The organism is Elstera litoralis, assembly GCF_000963705.1.
Lineage (GTDB): Bacteria > Pseudomonadota > Alphaproteobacteria > Elsterales > Elsteraceae > Elstera > Elstera litoralis.
In genome coordinates this window covers 1-15,914 of the sequence record NZ_LAJY01000061.1, presented here as the reverse complement: position 1 = coordinate 15,914, position 15,914 = coordinate 1, and the positions used below count along the sequence as shown (strand labels likewise).

Annotated in this window: 15 protein-coding genes and 2 pseudogenes; 3 read left to right on the top strand and 14 right to left on the bottom strand. The window is 63.2% G+C overall.

What is annotated here, in order from left to right; genetic code table 11:
* A pseudogene (locus VZ95_RS03340) lies at positions 1-1,053 on the bottom strand (TGS domain-containing protein); the annotation flags it as partial.
* Positions 1,054-1,240: 187 nt separating this feature from the next.
* Here VZ95_RS03340 and ada point away from each other — a divergent pair.
* Positions 1,241-2,209 (top strand): annotated as a pseudogene (gene ada / locus VZ95_RS22705) (bifunctional DNA-binding transcriptional regulator/O6-methylguanine-DNA methyltransferase Ada); the annotation flags it as partial.
* Positions 2,210-2,332: 123 nt separating this feature from the next.
* Here the strand turns inward: ada and VZ95_RS03330 are convergent.
* The 12 genes from VZ95_RS03330 to VZ95_RS03285 all read right to left on the bottom strand — a co-directional run bounded on the left by VZ95_RS03330 (position 2,333) and on the right by VZ95_RS03285 (position 12,509).
* The gene (locus VZ95_RS03330; RefSeq protein ID WP_045774616.1) at positions 2,333-3,421 is read right to left on the bottom strand and encodes a methanobactin export MATE transporter MbnM; all 1,089 of its coding nucleotides are present in this window, start codon (positions 3,419-3,421) and stop codon (positions 2,333-2,335) included.
* 1 nt (position 3,422) lies between these two features.
* Positions 3,423-3,716: a hypothetical protein gene (locus tag VZ95_RS23790; RefSeq protein ID WP_052711443.1), complete on the bottom strand. Its 294-nt coding sequence runs from the start codon at positions 3,714-3,716 to the stop codon at positions 3,423-3,425.
* Complete coding sequence (locus VZ95_RS03325) at positions 3,713-4,336, bottom strand: MbnP family copper-binding protein (RefSeq protein ID WP_052711442.1); 624 nt, start codon at positions 4,334-4,336, stop codon at positions 3,713-3,715. The genes VZ95_RS23790 and VZ95_RS03325 overlap by 4 nt, the downstream gene beginning before the upstream one ends.
* Positions 4,337-4,406: 70 nt before the next feature.
* The gene (locus VZ95_RS03320) at positions 4,407-4,784 is read right to left on the bottom strand and encodes a hypothetical protein (RefSeq protein WP_045774615.1); all 378 of its coding nucleotides are present in this window, start codon (positions 4,782-4,784) and stop codon (positions 4,407-4,409) included.
* 81 nt (positions 4,785-4,865) lie between these two features.
* The gene (locus VZ95_RS03315; RefSeq protein ID WP_198148058.1) at positions 4,866-6,050 is read right to left on the bottom strand and encodes a cyclic nucleotide-gated ion channel; all 1,185 of its coding nucleotides are present in this window, start codon (positions 6,048-6,050) and stop codon (positions 4,866-4,868) included.
* Positions 6,051-6,084: 34 nt separating this feature from the next.
* A complete protein-coding gene (gene glcF / locus VZ95_RS03310) occupies positions 6,085-7,335 on the bottom strand; it encodes a glycolate oxidase subunit GlcF (protein ID WP_232302459.1) in 1,251 nt (416 codons plus the stop codon).
* Entirely contained in the window at positions 7,233-8,606 is a 1,374-nt protein-coding gene (locus VZ95_RS03305) for an FAD-binding protein (RefSeq protein ID WP_232302458.1), read from the bottom strand. The genes glcF and VZ95_RS03305 overlap by 103 nt, the downstream gene beginning before the upstream one ends.
* 9 nt (positions 8,607-8,615) lie before the next feature.
* On the bottom strand, positions 8,616-10,097 hold the full coding sequence (locus tag VZ95_RS03300) for an FAD-linked oxidase C-terminal domain-containing protein (protein WP_198148059.1): 1,482 nt from the start codon (positions 10,095-10,097) through the stop codon (positions 8,616-8,618).
* Positions 10,098-10,222: 125 nt separating this feature from the next.
* Positions 10,223-10,609 carry a flavodoxin family protein gene (locus tag VZ95_RS03295; protein ID WP_232302457.1) on the bottom strand — a complete coding sequence of 129 codons (387 nt, stop codon included), beginning with the start codon at positions 10,607-10,609 and terminating at the stop codon, positions 10,223-10,225.
* Between the two features lie 261 nt (positions 10,610-10,870).
* Positions 10,871-11,317, bottom strand: a complete 447-nt coding sequence (locus VZ95_RS03290) for an RrF2 family transcriptional regulator (protein WP_045774612.1) — start codon at positions 11,315-11,317, stop codon at positions 10,871-10,873.
* Positions 11,318-11,468: 151 nt separating this feature from the next.
* Positions 11,469-11,594 carry a type B 50S ribosomal protein L36 gene (gene ykgO / locus VZ95_RS22700; RefSeq protein ID WP_084627548.1) on the bottom strand — a complete coding sequence of 42 codons (126 nt, stop codon included), beginning with the start codon at positions 11,592-11,594 and terminating at the stop codon, positions 11,469-11,471.
* 150 nt (positions 11,595-11,744) lie between these two features.
* On the bottom strand, positions 11,745-12,509 hold the full coding sequence (locus VZ95_RS03285) for a class I SAM-dependent methyltransferase (protein WP_045774611.1): 765 nt from the start codon (positions 12,507-12,509) through the stop codon (positions 11,745-11,747).
* Between the two features lie 104 nt (positions 12,510-12,613).
* On the opposite strand from VZ95_RS03285, the gene VZ95_RS03280 reads away from it, so the two are divergent.
* Together VZ95_RS03280 and VZ95_RS03275 are read left to right on the top strand one after the other, a co-directional pair.
* Positions 12,614-13,624 carry a cysteine synthase A gene (locus tag VZ95_RS03280; RefSeq protein WP_045774610.1) on the top strand — a complete coding sequence of 337 codons (1,011 nt, stop codon included), beginning with the start codon at positions 12,614-12,616 and terminating at the stop codon, positions 13,622-13,624.
* Between the two features lie 85 nt (positions 13,625-13,709).
* A complete protein-coding gene (locus tag VZ95_RS03275; RefSeq protein WP_045774609.1) occupies positions 13,710-14,189 on the top strand; it encodes a YcgN family cysteine cluster protein in 480 nt (159 codons plus the stop codon).
* A gap of 33 nt (positions 14,190-14,222) precedes the next feature.
* On the opposite strand, the gene VZ95_RS03270 is transcribed toward VZ95_RS03275, so the two are convergent.
* Positions 14,223-15,779, bottom strand: a complete 1,557-nt coding sequence (locus tag VZ95_RS03270; protein WP_269747049.1) for a methyl-accepting chemotaxis protein — start codon at positions 15,777-15,779, stop codon at positions 14,223-14,225.
* Positions 15,780-15,914 lie beyond the last annotated feature (135 nt).

The following is a 15,914-nucleotide window of genomic DNA, read 5'->3' as shown; positions in this document are numbered from 1 at the left end:
GGTAGGATTTCAACCCTTGCCGAAAGACTTGCACATGCGCCGGGCAGTTCATCGGTTTGATGCCGAAAAGCCGGTCGCCGCCGTCGACTTCGACCTTGAACATGTTTTCGCCGTACATGTCCCAATGGCCCGAGGCGATGAACAGCGAGCTGTCGACCAACTGCGGGGTTTTCACTTCGACATAATCGGCGTCACGCAAGCGGCCACGAATAAAATTTTCGAGAGTCCGGTAAAGCGTCCAGCCTTCGGGTGCCAGAACACCATGCCGGCGGCTTCGTCCTGTTGGTGAAACAGGTTCATCTCGCGGCCAAGCTTGCGGTGATCGCGCTTTTCGGCCTCGGCGAGTTGGAACAGATAGTTGTCCAGCTCTTCTTGCGTGCGCCAGGCCGTGCCATAGATGCGCTGAAGCTGCGCCTTATTGGCATCGCCGCGCCAGTACGCGCCGGAGACTTTGGTCAGCTTGAAGGCCTGGCCGATCCGCCCTGTGGAGGGCAGATGCGGGCCATAGCAGAGATCCAGCCAATCATCGCCCTGGCGGTAGATGGAAATATCCTCCGCCGCGTCGATTTCGCCAATCCACTCGGCTTTGAAGCTTTCGCCCTTCTCGGTGAAATAGGCGACCGCCTGATCGCGGCCCCAGACTTCGCGGGTAAAGGGCAGGTTGCGCTTCACGATCTCGCGCATACGCGCTTCGATCCCGGCGAGGTCTTCGGTCGAAAACGGCTCGGCGCGGTGGAAATCGTAGTAGAAGCCCGTTTCGGTCGCGGGACCGAACGTCACCTGCGTGCCGGGGAAAAGCTCCTGCACTGCCTGCGCCATAATATGACTGCAATCGTGACGGATGAGTTCGAGCGCTTCCGGCGACTTCAGCGTGATGATTTCAAGCTTGGTGTCGGTCGTGAGAGTCGTGGTTAGGTCTTTCACTTCGCCGTTGATTTTGATGGCGAGGGCAGCCTTTGCCAGCCCCGCCCCGATGTCGGCAGCCACCGCCGCGCCCGTGACCGGGCCGGGGAACTCCCGCACACTGTTATCGGGAAGGGTAATCCTAATCATGTCACTCACTTCGAATTTTGACGCGCAGGGGGAATCCTGCGACCGCCGACCTTCTGAGAGAGGGGCTTTTCTGTCAAGCCTCGGCGGCGCGGGGCCGGGTCAATATCAGCGCAAGGACCGAGACGCGCGACGTGCCCCGCTGGTCTAATCTATCCGCATTCCGCTTCGCTCTCCCGGAGACGCTGCTATGCTCGACATGACCCCGATCCAACCGGATTTTGCCCCCGTGACTGAGACTCCCTCACCCGACGATACGCGCTATGCGCAAATCCTGGCGCGCGATGCCAGCCAGGATGGGATCTTTTGGTATGGGGTGATGACGACCGGCGTCTATTGCCGCCCTGGCTGCGCCTCGCGCGGGCCGAAGCGGCAGAATGTGCGCTTCTATGCCAGTACCGCCGAAGCGCAAGCCGACGGCCTCCGTGCCTGCAAGCGCTGCCGCCCCGATGCCATCGCCAGCCGTGCCCATCACATCGCCGCGATCACCCGGGCCTGCCGCCTGCTGGAGACGGCGGAAACCCTGCCGAATTTGGAAGAGTTGGCCGCAGAGGCGCACCTCAGCCCGTTCCATTTCCACCGGCTGTTCAAAGAAATCACCGGCATCACCCCCAAGCACTACGCCCAAGGCCAGCGCCGAACGCGGGTGCAGGCCGCGCTTCAAAGCGAAGCCAGCGTGACCGAGGCCGTCTATGCGGCGGGGTTCGGCTCCTCCGGGCGCTTCTATGAGGCTGCCGACGGCATGCTGGGCATGAGCCCGACGCGCTACCGCCACGGCGGCACGGGCCTCTCGATCCGCTATGCCGTTGCCCCCTGCTGGCTCGGCCAAGTGCTCGTTGCGGCGACCAAGGCGGGGGTGTGCTGCCTCACGCTGGGCGATGCGGCGCAAGAGTTGATCGCCGATCTTCATGCGCGCTTCCCCAAGGCCGAGGTTGCCCCGGCGGCGGATGATTTCAGCGCCACGGTCGCCGCCGTCGTCGCCTTCATCGAAACCCCCGCCCTTGGCCTTGCCCTGCCGCTCGATATTCAAGGCACCGCCTTTCAGCAGCGCGTCTGGCAGGCCCTGCGGGCGGTTCCGGCGGGAAAAACCGCGAGCTATGCCGAGATCGCCACCGCCATTGGCCAGCCCGCCGCCGCCCGCGCCGTCGCCGGAGCCTGCGCTGCCAATCCGCTGGCGATTGCCGTGCCGTGCCATGCATCGTCCGCGAAGGCGGGGCGGTGTCCGGCTATCGCTGGGGCGTCGAGCGCAAGAAGAAGCTGCTGGCGCGGGAGCGGGGCTAATCTATTTCGGCGGGCCATAAGCGGGGGTGGTCAGCAGGCGTTGATCGGTCAGGCTGCGCAGGAAGGCAATCAGATCGGCGCGCTCGCTTTTGTTGAGCTTGAAACCGACGATCAATTGATCGGTTTGGGCGCTTTTCGCCCGCCCACCGGCCGCATAATGATCGATAGCCGCATCCAGGGTCGCGATACTGCCATCGTGCATATAGGGGGCCGTGACGGCGACATTGCGCAGGCTGGGCGTGCGGAAGCGGCCCATATCCTGCGCTTCCCCCGTCACTTCAATCGCCCCTGGATTATTCGCGGGATAGGCCCCCTTGCCGTCGAGATTATACAAGCCGGTCTGATGGAACCCCGCCTCGACAAAGGCTAAGCGTTCGTGGGTGACGGCATTGGAGAAGGTGATGCCGCCGTGGCAGTGGAAACATTCGAGGCGTTCGGAGAAAAACAGCGCCTCCCCCCGTTTGGCGGCGGCGGAAATGGCATTCGGCTCATTGCCATAGCGGTAGCGGTCGTAGGGGCTTGAGAAAGAGACGATACTCCGCTCGAAGGCCGCCAAGGCTTGCGTGATGCTGCGCAGGCTTATGGTGCCGCCTTCCGCCGGGAAGGCCGCTTGGAACAGCGCGGGATAGCGCGGATCGGCTTTCAGGCGAGCAAAAAGCGCCTCCTCTTGACCCGCAAGGCCGAGTTCCACCGGGTTTTCCCCAAACATCGGCACCAGGGCCTGCTGTTCCAGGGAATGTAGGAGCGGATTGGCCCAGGTCAGTACGGGCACATAGGCGACATTGGCGAGGCCCATGCTATTGCGCACATGCTTTTCGCCGGTCACACCAACACCGACCTTGCGGCCATCGGTAAAGGCTTTCGCTTGTATATGGCAGGAGGCGCAGGCTCCTTTGCCGTTCAGCGAAAGCTGTTTGTCGTAGAAAAGCTGCCGCCCGAGCGCCACTTTTTCCACCGTCATTGGATTGTCGGCGGGCACGCGCGGGCGCGGCACCCAGGCCGGAAGATCCCAAACCCACGGGGTTTCGGCCCCGGCGGACGGGGCCGCCAGAACCGCGATCAGCGCCAGCGCGCGGACCCAGCCGCGCATATTACGAGGCCCGGAAGAAACGTTGCGAGGCCCCCGTCGGCAGGCCCAAAGCGCGGAAAATGCCGGGGCAGTCGCCATCATTCGGCGCGGCCATGCATCCCAGCGCCGTATCGGGCTGATTGATATCCACATTGGTTTCGGACAGGAGCGCCTTAAGATCCGCGATCACCACCTGCTTCGCCGGATCGAACCCCGCCAGGGTGACGCGCGCGCGGTTCGGATTGGCACAGCTTTGTGCGGGCTGCATCGCGGCGGCCCCCTGCGCGCCGTGTCCGCCCGCGCTGCCGCTGTTCATGCCATGCCACCGCCGTGCGCCATCGCCGGTTGGCAGGCCGTGGAGCCAAGATGAACGACAAAGCCACGCTCGCGCCCTTTCGGCCCCTGGCCGCCCGCCGCGCCCGACGTATCCATATCGACGCGCAGGAATTTATACCCACCGAGCCAGTTCCAGAACATCGTCGTCACATTCAACGGCGATTCGGCCAGGGTTGCATCGGCATGGTTGAGCGCGAAGGGCACGCCCAGGGTAAAGGCGACACCGGTATAAGAGCCCACCGGAACGGCGCCTTTCACCGACCCGTTGGTTTCCGCCGTCCCGTTCGAACAGGGGCCGGTCTTATCTTCGAAATCCAGCATGGCGACGGCCTGATACTGCCATTTCTTATCCTGCGTCAGCGTCACCGGCTGCTCGCTGCCATCGGCGCGGATCAGGGCGACATCGGACACGTAGAGGCGGAAATCGGACGGGGTGACGGTCGATTTCGTCGTGCCAATGTCGGCATAGGAGCCGCCACAGCGGAAGGTTTCAGCCCCGATCTGAGCGGCGAAATTCAGCGAAACGGGGGTTTCTTGGGCAACAGCGGATGCCGACACAAAGGTGCTGCCAAGCAATACGGCGGCGAGAGTAAAGCGCATGGTAGACTCCTGAAACGAGAAAGCGAGACCGGCCCCGGTTCAGGGGCGGTTTGGGACGCAAAACCTCGGGTCAGGCAGTCGGTGGGGCGCGGGGCTGGTGAGGACGAACCTCGGCGACGGCAAAGTGGATGCTTCGGTCGGCCACATACTCTACCCGGCCTTCAGAGCGCGCCTTGCTCCAAACCAGCGCTTCCGGCAGAGGGCCGCTGCCGCCCACCGGATCGAACCGGCACTGGAGCAGACAGCACGCCAGATCGTGCATCGCCGGGGCTTTCTCGGAGGGGTCCTGCGCCCCGCCGGGGGTGCAGAGCATCGCCAGCGCGGTTTCAAGATCCTGCCCCGGCATCCGCGCCGAAAAGGCATCTCCGCCCCCAAAAGCCTGCACCAAAACGGCGAGGCTCAGGAGCAGCGGCAAACAGCGCGCAAAAAGAGGGCGGAGCGAAACCATGCTCCTTGGGTATCAAGCCCCCCGAAAAAGCGCAAGCGCGCCGCCCGAAAATCGATACAGGATCGGTATGAGGGAAAAAACCTAGGGCTGAAACTTAATGCGCTCGGCGGCGTGAGCTTCGATCGTATTGCGCATTTCAGGATAAATCCGCGTCAGCTTGTCGAAGTCGCTCGCTTCCAACACCAACAACTGCGTATCGGTGACGGCGACGACATTGGCCGAGCGGGGAGCCTTGTTCAGCAACCCCAACTCGCCGAAAAAATCGCCGTTCGAGAGTTTTACCCGTCGCTCACCGAGATCGACTTGGAGTTCGCCCGACACGACGAAATACATGCAGTCGGCAGCATCCCCCCGGCGGACGACGCGGTAGAGCGAGGGGACGGCCAAGGGCCGCAGCATGCTGGCAATCTCGACAATGTGAAGAATCTGGAGATCGGAGAAAAGCGGCACCTGAAGGACCAGCTTTGAATTCACCACAAAATCGCGGCGTTTGATCTGCTCCATAAAGCTGCTCGCCATAATCGCCGAGGGCAGGGCGACCATACAAAGGCCCATGAGCGCCGACACCCCGCCGACGATCTTGCCCAACGGAGTGTGTGGCACGACATCGCCGTAACCGATTGTCGCCAGGGTCACGATTGCCCACCACATCGATTGGGTGATCGTGCCGAACGCCTCCGGCTGGACGTCCTTTTCCACGAGATGAATAAGACTCGCCGACGTGAAGAGCGCCATCACCGCAATCAACAAAGCCCCGAAGAACGAGCGCCGTTCTTGATAGAAGACCGTTGCCAGCGATTGCAGCGCGGGCGAGTAGCGCGTTAACTTGAGCAAGCGAACGAGATGCAGATAGCGCGGATCAAGGAAAAATAGCCCCGCCAAGAGCGCGGGGACGAAGGCGCAAAGATCAATCAGCCCCACCGGCGAGACCATATAGCCGACCCTAAGCCGCCAGGGCGGCAGATCGTGCCGGTCGTCCCGCTCGACCGCGACCCACAGCCTGAAACAATATTCGATCGCAAAAATGGCAATCGTGGCCCGCTCAAACCAACCCAGCTCGGCGGCATAGGCACCAGGGGAGAGCGCTTCTTCCACCAACACCAGCCCGGCGTTAACCAGAATCAGCAGAATAAGACTGGCGTCGATCCAGCGGCGCACCCAGCCGCCGCCCGTTGGGCTTTCTAAGATACGATAAACGTCGCGCCGCAAGTGTTGCCGCGCGGCTTTAAAGCCCTGGCTTTCGATCCTATTCCCGCCTGCCTGCACCTTTGCCCCCAACCAAGCCTGTTTTTAAAACACTCTAGACACCCGCCGGTCTTGGCCCACCATACGCCCAATCAAGCAATTCCACCGTATGCACGATCGGCACCGGCAGCCCGGCCTGAAGCTGGGTGAGGCAGCCGATATTCCCCGTCGCCACCGCCTGCGGTTGGGTGAGCGCGATATTACCCAGCTTGCGATCCCGCAACTGTTGCGACAGCTCGGGCTGCAATAGGCTATAGGTGCCGGCCGATCCGCAGCAGATATGGCCTTCCGGCACGTCCAGGACGGTGAACCCAGCTTGCTCCAGCAGCGCCTTCGGCCCCGTCTTCAGGCGTTGGCCGTGTTGCATGGAGCAGGCGGAATGATAGGCGAGGCGCAGAGGTTCGGCGGCTTTGGTTGCCGGAAAATCCAGATGCTCCAGAATTTCCGACACATCCTTCGCCGAAGCCGCAACGCGCGCCGCCCGCGCCGCCCAGGCCGGATCGTCTTTCAGCATATGGCCATAGTCTTTGACCGTCGTGCCGCAGCCGGAGGCGGTGATGAGAATCGCCGCGCAGCCGTCGTCCAGCAGCTTTTCCCAGGCGGCGACATTGGCTTTGACGCGGGTAAGCGCCGCGTCTTCCTGGCCCAAGTGATGATTGAGTGCGCCGCAGCAGGCGGCAGGCGGCACCAGCACTTCGACCCCGAGGCGGGTGAGCAGCCGAACCGTTGCCTCATTGATATCGGGGCGCAGCGAATTCTGCACGCAGCCGCTCATCAGGGCGACGCGCTTTAGCACGGTTACGCCGGGCGCGGTTTTGCGCAGACCGGGCCGGTCGATGGGCGTGCGGGCGGCGGGCGGACGCGCCGTTTCCAGCAGAGCGACCAGCCGCTTGACCAATCCATGCCCGGTAAAGCGCCGCAGCAGCGGCAGGGCCAGCCGCGCCGGTTGCGCCGCCAGCAGCGACAGGCGGAACAGGGTAGGGTTCGGCATCAGCTTGCCCAAAATCCCGCGCACCAGCCGGTCGGCCCAGGGGCGGCGGTAATGATGTTCGATATGGGCGCGGGATTGATCGACCAGATGCATATAATGCACCCCAGACGGGCAGGTGGTCATGCACGACAGGCAGGTGAGGCAGCGGTCGATATGAGTGACATGCGCCTCGGTCGGCGCGCGCGCCTCGGCGTTTTCCAGCATATCCTTCATCAGATAGATGCGCCCGCGCGGGCTATCCAGCTCGTCGCCGAGCAGCAGATAGGTCGGGCAGGTCGCCGTGCAGAAGCCGCAATGCACGCAGGTGCGCAGAATCTTGTCGGCATCTTGAACGGCGGTTTCGGCCAATTGGGCGAGGCTGAAATGGGTCTGCATCGCCTCAGGCTCCTAAAACGCGACGGATTGAAGACGGCATGCGGATCGAAGGAGGCTTTTAGCCGCCGCGCGAGCGCCGCCAAGGCGGGCGGCATCGGCTGGAACACCGGCACGCGCGCCCGCACGCGCTCCGGCGCACGGATCAGCGTCGCGTGCCCGTCTTTCACCAAACCGCGCAGAAAAGCGGCCCCGCCGTCCGCCTCGCTCGGTTGCGGGGGCAGCGCCAGCCAGAGAAGCCCGCCGCCCCAGTCCAGCCAGCCGGTCGCCAAGGGCCGGGCGGTCTGAACCGCCTCCAGAATCGCCGCACCTTCGGTGGGGGCAACGGAGATGCGCCACAGGCAATCCTCGTGCAACCCTACCAGCGGCGCGGCATCGCTCAGCGCCTGCCACAGCCTGTGGGAGACTGCTGCCCCCAAGCGTTCGACCGTGACGCCCAGCTCCATCGTCAGCGCCGCCGCGCGCGCTGCGACCGACGGGGCGAAGCCTTCCAGCCGGATCATAGTCGCGCTATCGCTCGTGCCGGGAATCAGGTCGCGCGCGACGCTGGCCGGAAGATAGGCGGCGCTGCCGACATCATGGGGGCTGCCCAAGGCTTGCGACATCAGCTTCGTCGCCAGTGCAGGGCCGAGCCGGGGCAGCATCAGGGTTTCGACGGTTTCGGGGGCGGGCACCACTTTGACAGTCACTTCCGTCAGGGCAACCAGCGTGCCGAACGCGCCCGTGACCAGCTTGGGCAGATCATAGCCGGTCACATTCTTTACCACGCGCCCGCCGGCTTTGAAGTTTTCGCCGCGCCCGTTGATGGCGTGGAAGCCGAGCATATGGTCGCGCGCGCCGCCCGCCGTCACTCGGCGCGATCCCGCCAGCGCCGCGCCGAGGGTGCCGCCAAGCGTGCCGATCCCCGCCGGTTGCCCGTAGAGCGGCCCCCAATCGGGCGGCTCGAAGGCGAGATGCTGGCCGCGTGTGGCGAGCAGGCTTTTAACCTCCGCCATCGGAATCCCCGGCCCGACCGTGAGCACCAGTTCGTCGGGCTCATAGGCGATGATCGTATCGAAGCCCGCCAGCGACAGGGAATGATGCGGGCGGTCGCCGTGCGGCGGGTGGCCGAGGGCGGAAAGCGAATTGCCGGAATGCAGCGCCAGCGCCTCGCCCGCCGCAGTGGTAGACCGCACCAATTCGGAAAGTTCGGCGGCGTTTAACGGGGTGAGCATGCGTGCGCCTCAGAAACGGGGAAGATCGGGATGGGGCAGCGCGCCGCCTGCAACATGCATCTTACCGCCCTCGGCGCAGCGGCTGAGCAGCGGGAAGACCTTGCCGGGGTTGAGCAAGCCGTGCGGATCGAAAGCGTCCTTCACTCGGCGCTGCTGGTCGAGATCAATCTCGGAGAACATCACCGGCATCAAATCGCGTTTTTCCACACCGACGCCATGCTCGCCGGTGAGCACGCCGCCAACCTCGACGCAGAGCTTGAGAATATCGCCGCCGAACGCTTCGGCCTTATCGAGTTCGCCGGGCTTATTGGCGTCGAACAGAATCAGCGGGTGCAAATTGCCGTCGCCCGCGTGAAACACATTGGCGAGCCCTAGGCCATAGTGCTGGGAGAGTTCAGTCATGCGGGTGAGCACCTGCGAGAGCGCCCGGCGCGGGATGGTGCCATCCATACAGAGATAATCGGGCGAAATGCGCCCCGCCGCCGGAAACGCCGCCTTGCGCCCGGCCCAGAAGGCCATCCGTTCGGCCTCGCTGGTCGAAATCCGCTTGGTCATCGCCGAGCAGCGGTCGGCAATCGCCGAAACCCGCTCAATCAGGTGATCGACCTCGACTTGCGGCCCGTCGAGTTCGACGATCAGCAGCGCTTCCACGTCCAGCGGGTAGCCGACGTTCACAAAGGCTTCCGTCGCGTGAATCGCCGGGCGGTCCATCATTTCCATCCCGCCGGGAATGATCCCCGCCGCGATGATCTGGCCGACGCAGTCGCCCGCCGTCTCGGAACTGGGGAAACCCAGCAAGAGCGCACGGGCGGTCGCCGGTCTGCGCAAAATGCGCACGGTGACTTCGGTAATGACCCCCAGCAGCCCTTCGGAGCCCGTGAGCAACCCGAGCCAATCATAGCCCCCGGCGTCCAACGCCTTGCCGCCGAGGCGCAGGATGGTGCCGTCGATCAGTACCAGTTCGAGCCCCAGAATATTGTTAGTGGTGAGGCCGTATTTCAGACAATGCACACCGCCGGAATTTTCCCCCACATTACCGCCGATGGTGCAGGCGATCTGCGAGGAGGGATCGGGCGCGTAGTAAAACCCTGCGTGGGCGACAGCGTTGGAAATGCCGAGGTTGGTCACGCCCGGCTGCGCCACCACAGCGCGGTTGGGAAAATCGATATCGAGGATCTTATTGAGCTTGCCTAAGCCCAGCACGATGCCATCGGCCACCGGCAAGGCCCCGCCGGAGAGGGAGGTTCCGGCCCCGCGCGGCACCACCGGCACGCCTGCTTCGTGGCAATATTTGAGAACCGCTGACACTTCCGCCGTTGTGCGTGGCAAAACCACGGCGAGGGGAAGCTGGCGGTAGGCGCTCACCGCGTCGCACTCATAGGCCCGCCGGGCGACCGCGTCGGCGATCACGCATGACTCCGGCAGCAATGCATAAAGCGCGCGGACAATATCGTCGCGTCGCGCCAGAATGCCGCTATCCGGCACCGGCATTTGAACCATAAACCCCTCCCCCTTGCGCCTTTAACCCCGGCTTGGATCAGACGATAGCAAGCGAGGCGTTAAGAGCAAGGGAAAGGGGGATAAACTTTCGTAGGGGCGAGGCCGAAAGTCGCGCCTTACGCGCCCTTCACCCAGCGGGCGGCTTGGGTTGCGACGCGCGCCCCCAGGATTTCTGCCGTCTTGCGGTCGGCGGCGGGCGGAGCCAGGTCCGGGCCTTGATCGTTGTTCGACTGGGCCATCGCGCCGAGGAAGCTGCCGAGGCGGTTGACCGTATCGGGCGAGGAGGCTGAGCTATTGTTCTGCGGCAACTCGCCGAGCGAGACCCAGATCATCCCATGCTGCGCGCCGAAGATGGCAAGCTGGATCAGCGTGTTCAGCTTATCGCCGCTCTGGCTGGCCGAATTGGTGAAACCGGCGGCGAGCTTATCCTTCCAGCCCTGGCCGTACCAAATCTTGCCGGTCGCATCCATGAAGGTTTTGAACTGGGCGGAAGCGCTGCCCATATAAGTCGCGCGCCGAAGATGATGGCATCGGCGGCGTTCAACGCCTCCACATGCGCTTCCCAATCTTCCACTTTCACCAAGGTCACCTCGGTGCCGGAAACGCTGCGCGCGCCGGTGGCGACGCTTTCGGCCTGAACCGCCGTGTGCCCGAAGCCGCTGTGGTAAACGATTGCTACTTTTGCCATGAAGATCACCGTATCTGAAAATGTTACATTTTAAGGTCAAGAAAAACGGCCCAAGAGCCGCTCTTCTTCTCAACGATCACAGAGGCTTCTGCGCCAGCAATGCCTTCATCTCCGGGCACAGACGCCGCGTCACATCGGACAAGCGCCACGCCCTCAGACTGGTATCCAGCGCCCGGTCCATATCCTGACCGATTTCGGCCAAGATCGGCGGAAGCTGGGCCGCAACCGGGCAATCCTCGCTGCCTTCGTGGCAGGCAAGGCTCCCAGCAGGCTCGACCGCCGCCCACACCTGGTTCAACCCGATGAGTTCCGCCGGTTTTGCCAGCAAGAACCCCCCGGATGCCCCGGCGACGGACGCAACCAGTCCCGCATCGCGCAACGGTGCCATCGCCCGGCGGATCACCACCGGGTTCGTGCCGATACTATGCGCGATCCAGTCCGACGATGCCGGTTCCCCCTTGCGCTCGGCGATGACCGCCAAAGCGTGCAGGGCAACCGCAAAGCGATTGCTGCGTGCGCCCATGCGCCCCTCCAATCGTCACAATTAGAGATACAGTTACAGGATAACAGCGTCAAGCCTTAATGCTAAAAAACACTAAGGCACCGCAAGCAGGCCTGCGGTGCTTAGTGTAGCAGAAAACCGGCGCGTCCCGTGCGGCCGAAGCCGCGCAAGATTAACCCTGGCGGGCTTTAAAGCGCGGGTTTTGCTTGTTGATGACGTACACGCGACCCTTGCGACGCACAATGCGGCAAGCCTTGTGGCGGGTCTTCATGGACTTCAGCGAGTTGACGATCTTCATGATGCAAGCCTTTGGGTCTCAAGGTCCGGCCAGGGAAGCGGCCAGGAAGCTAAGTCAAAAATAGGCGTGGAACCTACCCAGCGGCTTTGCCCCTGTCAATGCAGGAGTCTGAAAAAGCCCCTAGTTTTTAAAAGGACCCGGTTTTTAACTCTAGAGGGGCCGAATCCGCCCGACGCGCACCGTAACCGGCCAATCGAGCGCGAGCTGCGCTCCCTCACCCTGGGTGTCGAGCCAGGTTTTGTGGAACGCTGCCTTGAAGGCCCGCAAACGCGCATCGCCCTCGGCTTTCAGCAATCCGCGCACTGCCGACCAGGTTTCGACATAGCCCAAGACCTGATCGAGCCCCCAAACCGCCTCCAGCGCTTGCGGGGGCAGTGGGAGTGGCGCGAACGGGAAGGGCAGGGTTGCATATCCCTGTTCCACATGGCGGCGGTCGGGGGGCCAGAAGGGGCCGAGCACACCATCATAAAAATGCCAGAACAACGCCGTCAGCGCCTCGGGCAGGCGCATATGCGCATAGGTAATCAGCGCTAGCACGCACCCAGGAGCGGCCACCCGCGCGCATTCGGCGTAGAAAGCCGGAAGATCAAACCAATGGGCGGCCTGGGCCACGGTAATGAGATCGACCGAGCCATCGGGTAAGCCGCTCGCCTCCGCCCGCGCTGCGCGATACTCAATCTGGGGATGCGGCGGGGCAGCCGCGATTTGCTCGGCGCTGGCGTCGGTCGCCACCACCTGTTCGAACTGGGCGGGAAGCAAGGCCGAGAACTGCCCAGAGCCACAGCCCGCATCCCAGGCCAGCCGATGCTGCGGGCAGAGCGCCGCTAAATCTTCCGCCAATTGGGGCCGATAGCGCGGGCGGAACGCGGCATAGCCTTGGGCCACGCTGGAGAAATGATCCTTGAACCCGCTCATGCCTGCCCTGCCTGTCTGAAGTGCTGCAACGCTTGCACCGAGTTTCACCAGACCTTACATAGAAACCAAGTTTCCCAAATCACACCGTAAATTGGAGAAAGTCCATGCCCGGCCCCGGCCTGTTCCCCGCTATCGGTCAAACGCCGCTCATTTACCTAAACGGCCCTTCGGCGGCGACCGGCTGCGCGATTTACGGCAAGGCCGAGTTCATGAACCCCGGCGGCTCGGTGAAGGACCGCGCGGCGCTTGCTATCGTCCAGGCCGCCGAAGCGGCGGGCACGCTGAGGCCGGGCGGCTTGATCGTCGAAGGCACTGCCGGGAATACCGGCATCGGCCTGGCCCTGGTCGGTAACGCACGCGGCTACCGCAGCCTGATCGTGATGCCGGAAACCCAAAGCCAGGAGAAGATCGATTTCCTCCGGCTGATTGGGGCCGAGGTGATGCTGGTTCCAGCCAAACCCTTCAAAGACCCCGGCAATTACGTGCATGTCGCCCGGAGGGTCGCCGACGAGCGCGCCAAGACCGAGCCGAACGGCGTACTGTTCGCCGATCAATTCGAAAATCTCGCCAACCGCAACGGCCACGCAACCACGACCGGGCCGGAAATTCTGGCCCAGGTTCAAGCGATCACCGGCAAAGCCCCCGATGCCTTTACCTGCGCGGTCGGCACCGGCGGCACGCTCGCGGGCATCAGCGCCGCGCTGAAGGCATCGGCCCCCACGACGAAAATCTTCCTCGCCGATCCCCACGGCTCGGTCCTCTACAATTGGGCAACGGGCGGCGAGCTTGTGTCGGAAGGCACCTCGATTACGGAAGGTATCGGCCAGGGCCGGGTTCCGGGCAACCTCGCGGGCGTCGCGCTCGACGGCGCGGTGCGGATCTCCGACACCGAGGCGCTAACGGTCGTGTTCGATCTGTTGAAACACGATGGGCTCTGCGTTGGCGGCTCGGCAGGCATTAATATCGCCGCCGCCATGCAGGTCGCCCGCACCCTCGGGCCGGGGCATACCATCGTCACCATCCTCTGCGACGGCGGCGCGCGCTATCAGTCGAAACTGTTCAATCCGGAGTTCCTGCGCGCCCGCAATCTGCCGGTGCCGAGTTGGCTCGCTTAGGACGAAAAGGTTAAGGCTGGGCACGGCGGCACGATTCGGTCTATCTACTAGCGCTATCACGCTATCCGTCCTATCGAGCCGCCCCATGCCCAGCCTCACGCCTCGCTTTTGGGAAACCAAAAAAACCCTGCTCACCCTGTCCCCTGCGGAATGGGAGGCTTTGTGTGATGGCTGCGGCAAATGCTGCCTCGCCAAGCTTGAATATGAGGATGAGGCAGGCGAGCCCTCGGGCATGATCGAGTTCACCAGCATCGCCTGCCGCCTGCTCGACGCCAAAACCGGGCGCTGCTGCGATTACGAAAACCGTTTCGACCAAGTGCCCGAATGCGTGAAGGTAACACCGGAGAGCATCGAAAGCCTCTATTACATGCCGCCCTCCTGCGCCTATCGGCGAATGGCGGAAGGCAAGCCTTTGCCCGCTTGGCACCCTTTGCTGACCGGCGATCCCGATTCCGTGGTGCGCGCTGGCCATTCGGTTCGGGGGCGCGTGGTGAGCGAAGCCAGCATTACCGACGAACAAGACTATCTGCATCACATTATCGAGTGGCCGAACGCCGAAGCGTGAGGGAGGGAGCGGAGCCGCGCCCCTCCCTCAAGTTTACGCCGCCGCCGCGTCGCTTACGTAGCGGTCGACATGCACTTTGAGCGTTTGGGCCTGGTGCGCCAGAGTGCTGGACGCCGATAGCATTTCATGGGCGGCTTGGCCGGTTTCGCTGGCGGCCTGGGAGACGCCGACGATATTGCGGTTCACTTGCTCGGTTCCGCTGGCCGCCTGAGTGACGTTACGGGCGATTTCGCGGGTGGCGGCGCCCTGTTGCTCGACCGCCGCCGCGACGGCTGCCGTAATATCGTCGATGGTTCGGATCGTGCCGCCAATGCTATTGATGGCCTCGACGGCGCGGCGGGTCTCGTCTTGCACGGTCGAAATCTGCGTCTGGATATCGTCCGTCGCTTTGGCGGTCTGATTGGCGAGGCTTTTGACTTCGCTCGCCACCACGGCAAAACCCTTGCCTGCTTCTCCGGCGCGCGCCGCTTCGATGGTGGCGTTCAGCGCCAGTAGATTGGTTTGCCCGGCGATATTCTGAATGAGGCTGACGATCTCGCCGATCTTATCGGCCGAGGCGGCGAGGCCTTTAATCACCGAATTCGTCTGTTCGGCCTCATCCACGGCCTTACGCACGACGGTCGCGGCGTTTTCCGTCCGGCGGGCGACTTCAACGATGGAAGCCGAAAGCTCTTCGGCGGCGGAGGCCACGGTTTGCACATTGCTTGCGGCCTGATCGGTCGCGCTGGCGACCGCCGTCGCTTGAGCGGTGGTTTGCTGCGCCGTCCCCGCGAGCGATTCGGCATTGGTGCGCACTTGGCTGGATGCCGTGCCGAGGCCCTGGACGATCGTATCGATATTGCTCAAGAAATTGCGTGTCAGCCCTTCCAGCTTGGCGCGGCGCGCGTCTTCGGCGGCGCGGGCCGTTTCCTGCGCCAGGGCTAGCGCGTCGGCCTGTTGCATCGAGGCGCGGAAGAGCAGCAACGTCTGCGCCATTTTGCCGATTTCATCCTGCCGATCCGCGCCGGGAATCGCGGCCTCATAGGCTTTCCGGCTGAGCGCTTCCATCGAGGCGGTCATGCGGACAACGGGGGCTGTGATGCTCCGATTGGCGAAGATCGATAGAATGACGGCCCCGATAAGGGTGACGAGAATGGCGGCGATGGCGATGGTTTGCGCAACGCGGCTGGTGCTCTGAAACTCTTTGGAGCGGGCGGCGAGCAAGTCGCGCTCGATAGTCTCAATTTCGCGCAATTGCACTCGGAATTGATCGAAAATTTCCTTTCCGGTTCCCGATTTTGCAATCTCAAGGGCGCGTGCCCGCCCTTGGGGATCGCGAAGCCCGCTTAAAACCGGCGTGGCAAACTCCCGGCTCCAGGTTTCAACCGTGGCGGCTACGGTGGCCAGCCGCTTTTGTTGGGCGGGATCGTCGACCGTCAACCGCTGCGCCGCCTCAAGGGCTGCCGTGTACTGCGCTTGCCCCTGCGTGAAGGGGATCAGGGCATCCTCCGACACCAGGACAATATAGCCGCGCAGGCCAGTCTGTTGATTCAGCATGGCCTCGCGGATGAGGCCAATCGCATCAATGACTTCGTAAGTATGCTTTGTTATGACCGAACTTTTTTACCAGATCGTCTAGATATTTTACAATGAGTCCACCGGAGATGGCAGTAATGAGTGAGATCAGTAAGAAAGCTGCGCCGAGCTTCACCGAAAGTCTTTGTTGCAGCATGCGCATGGCAATTC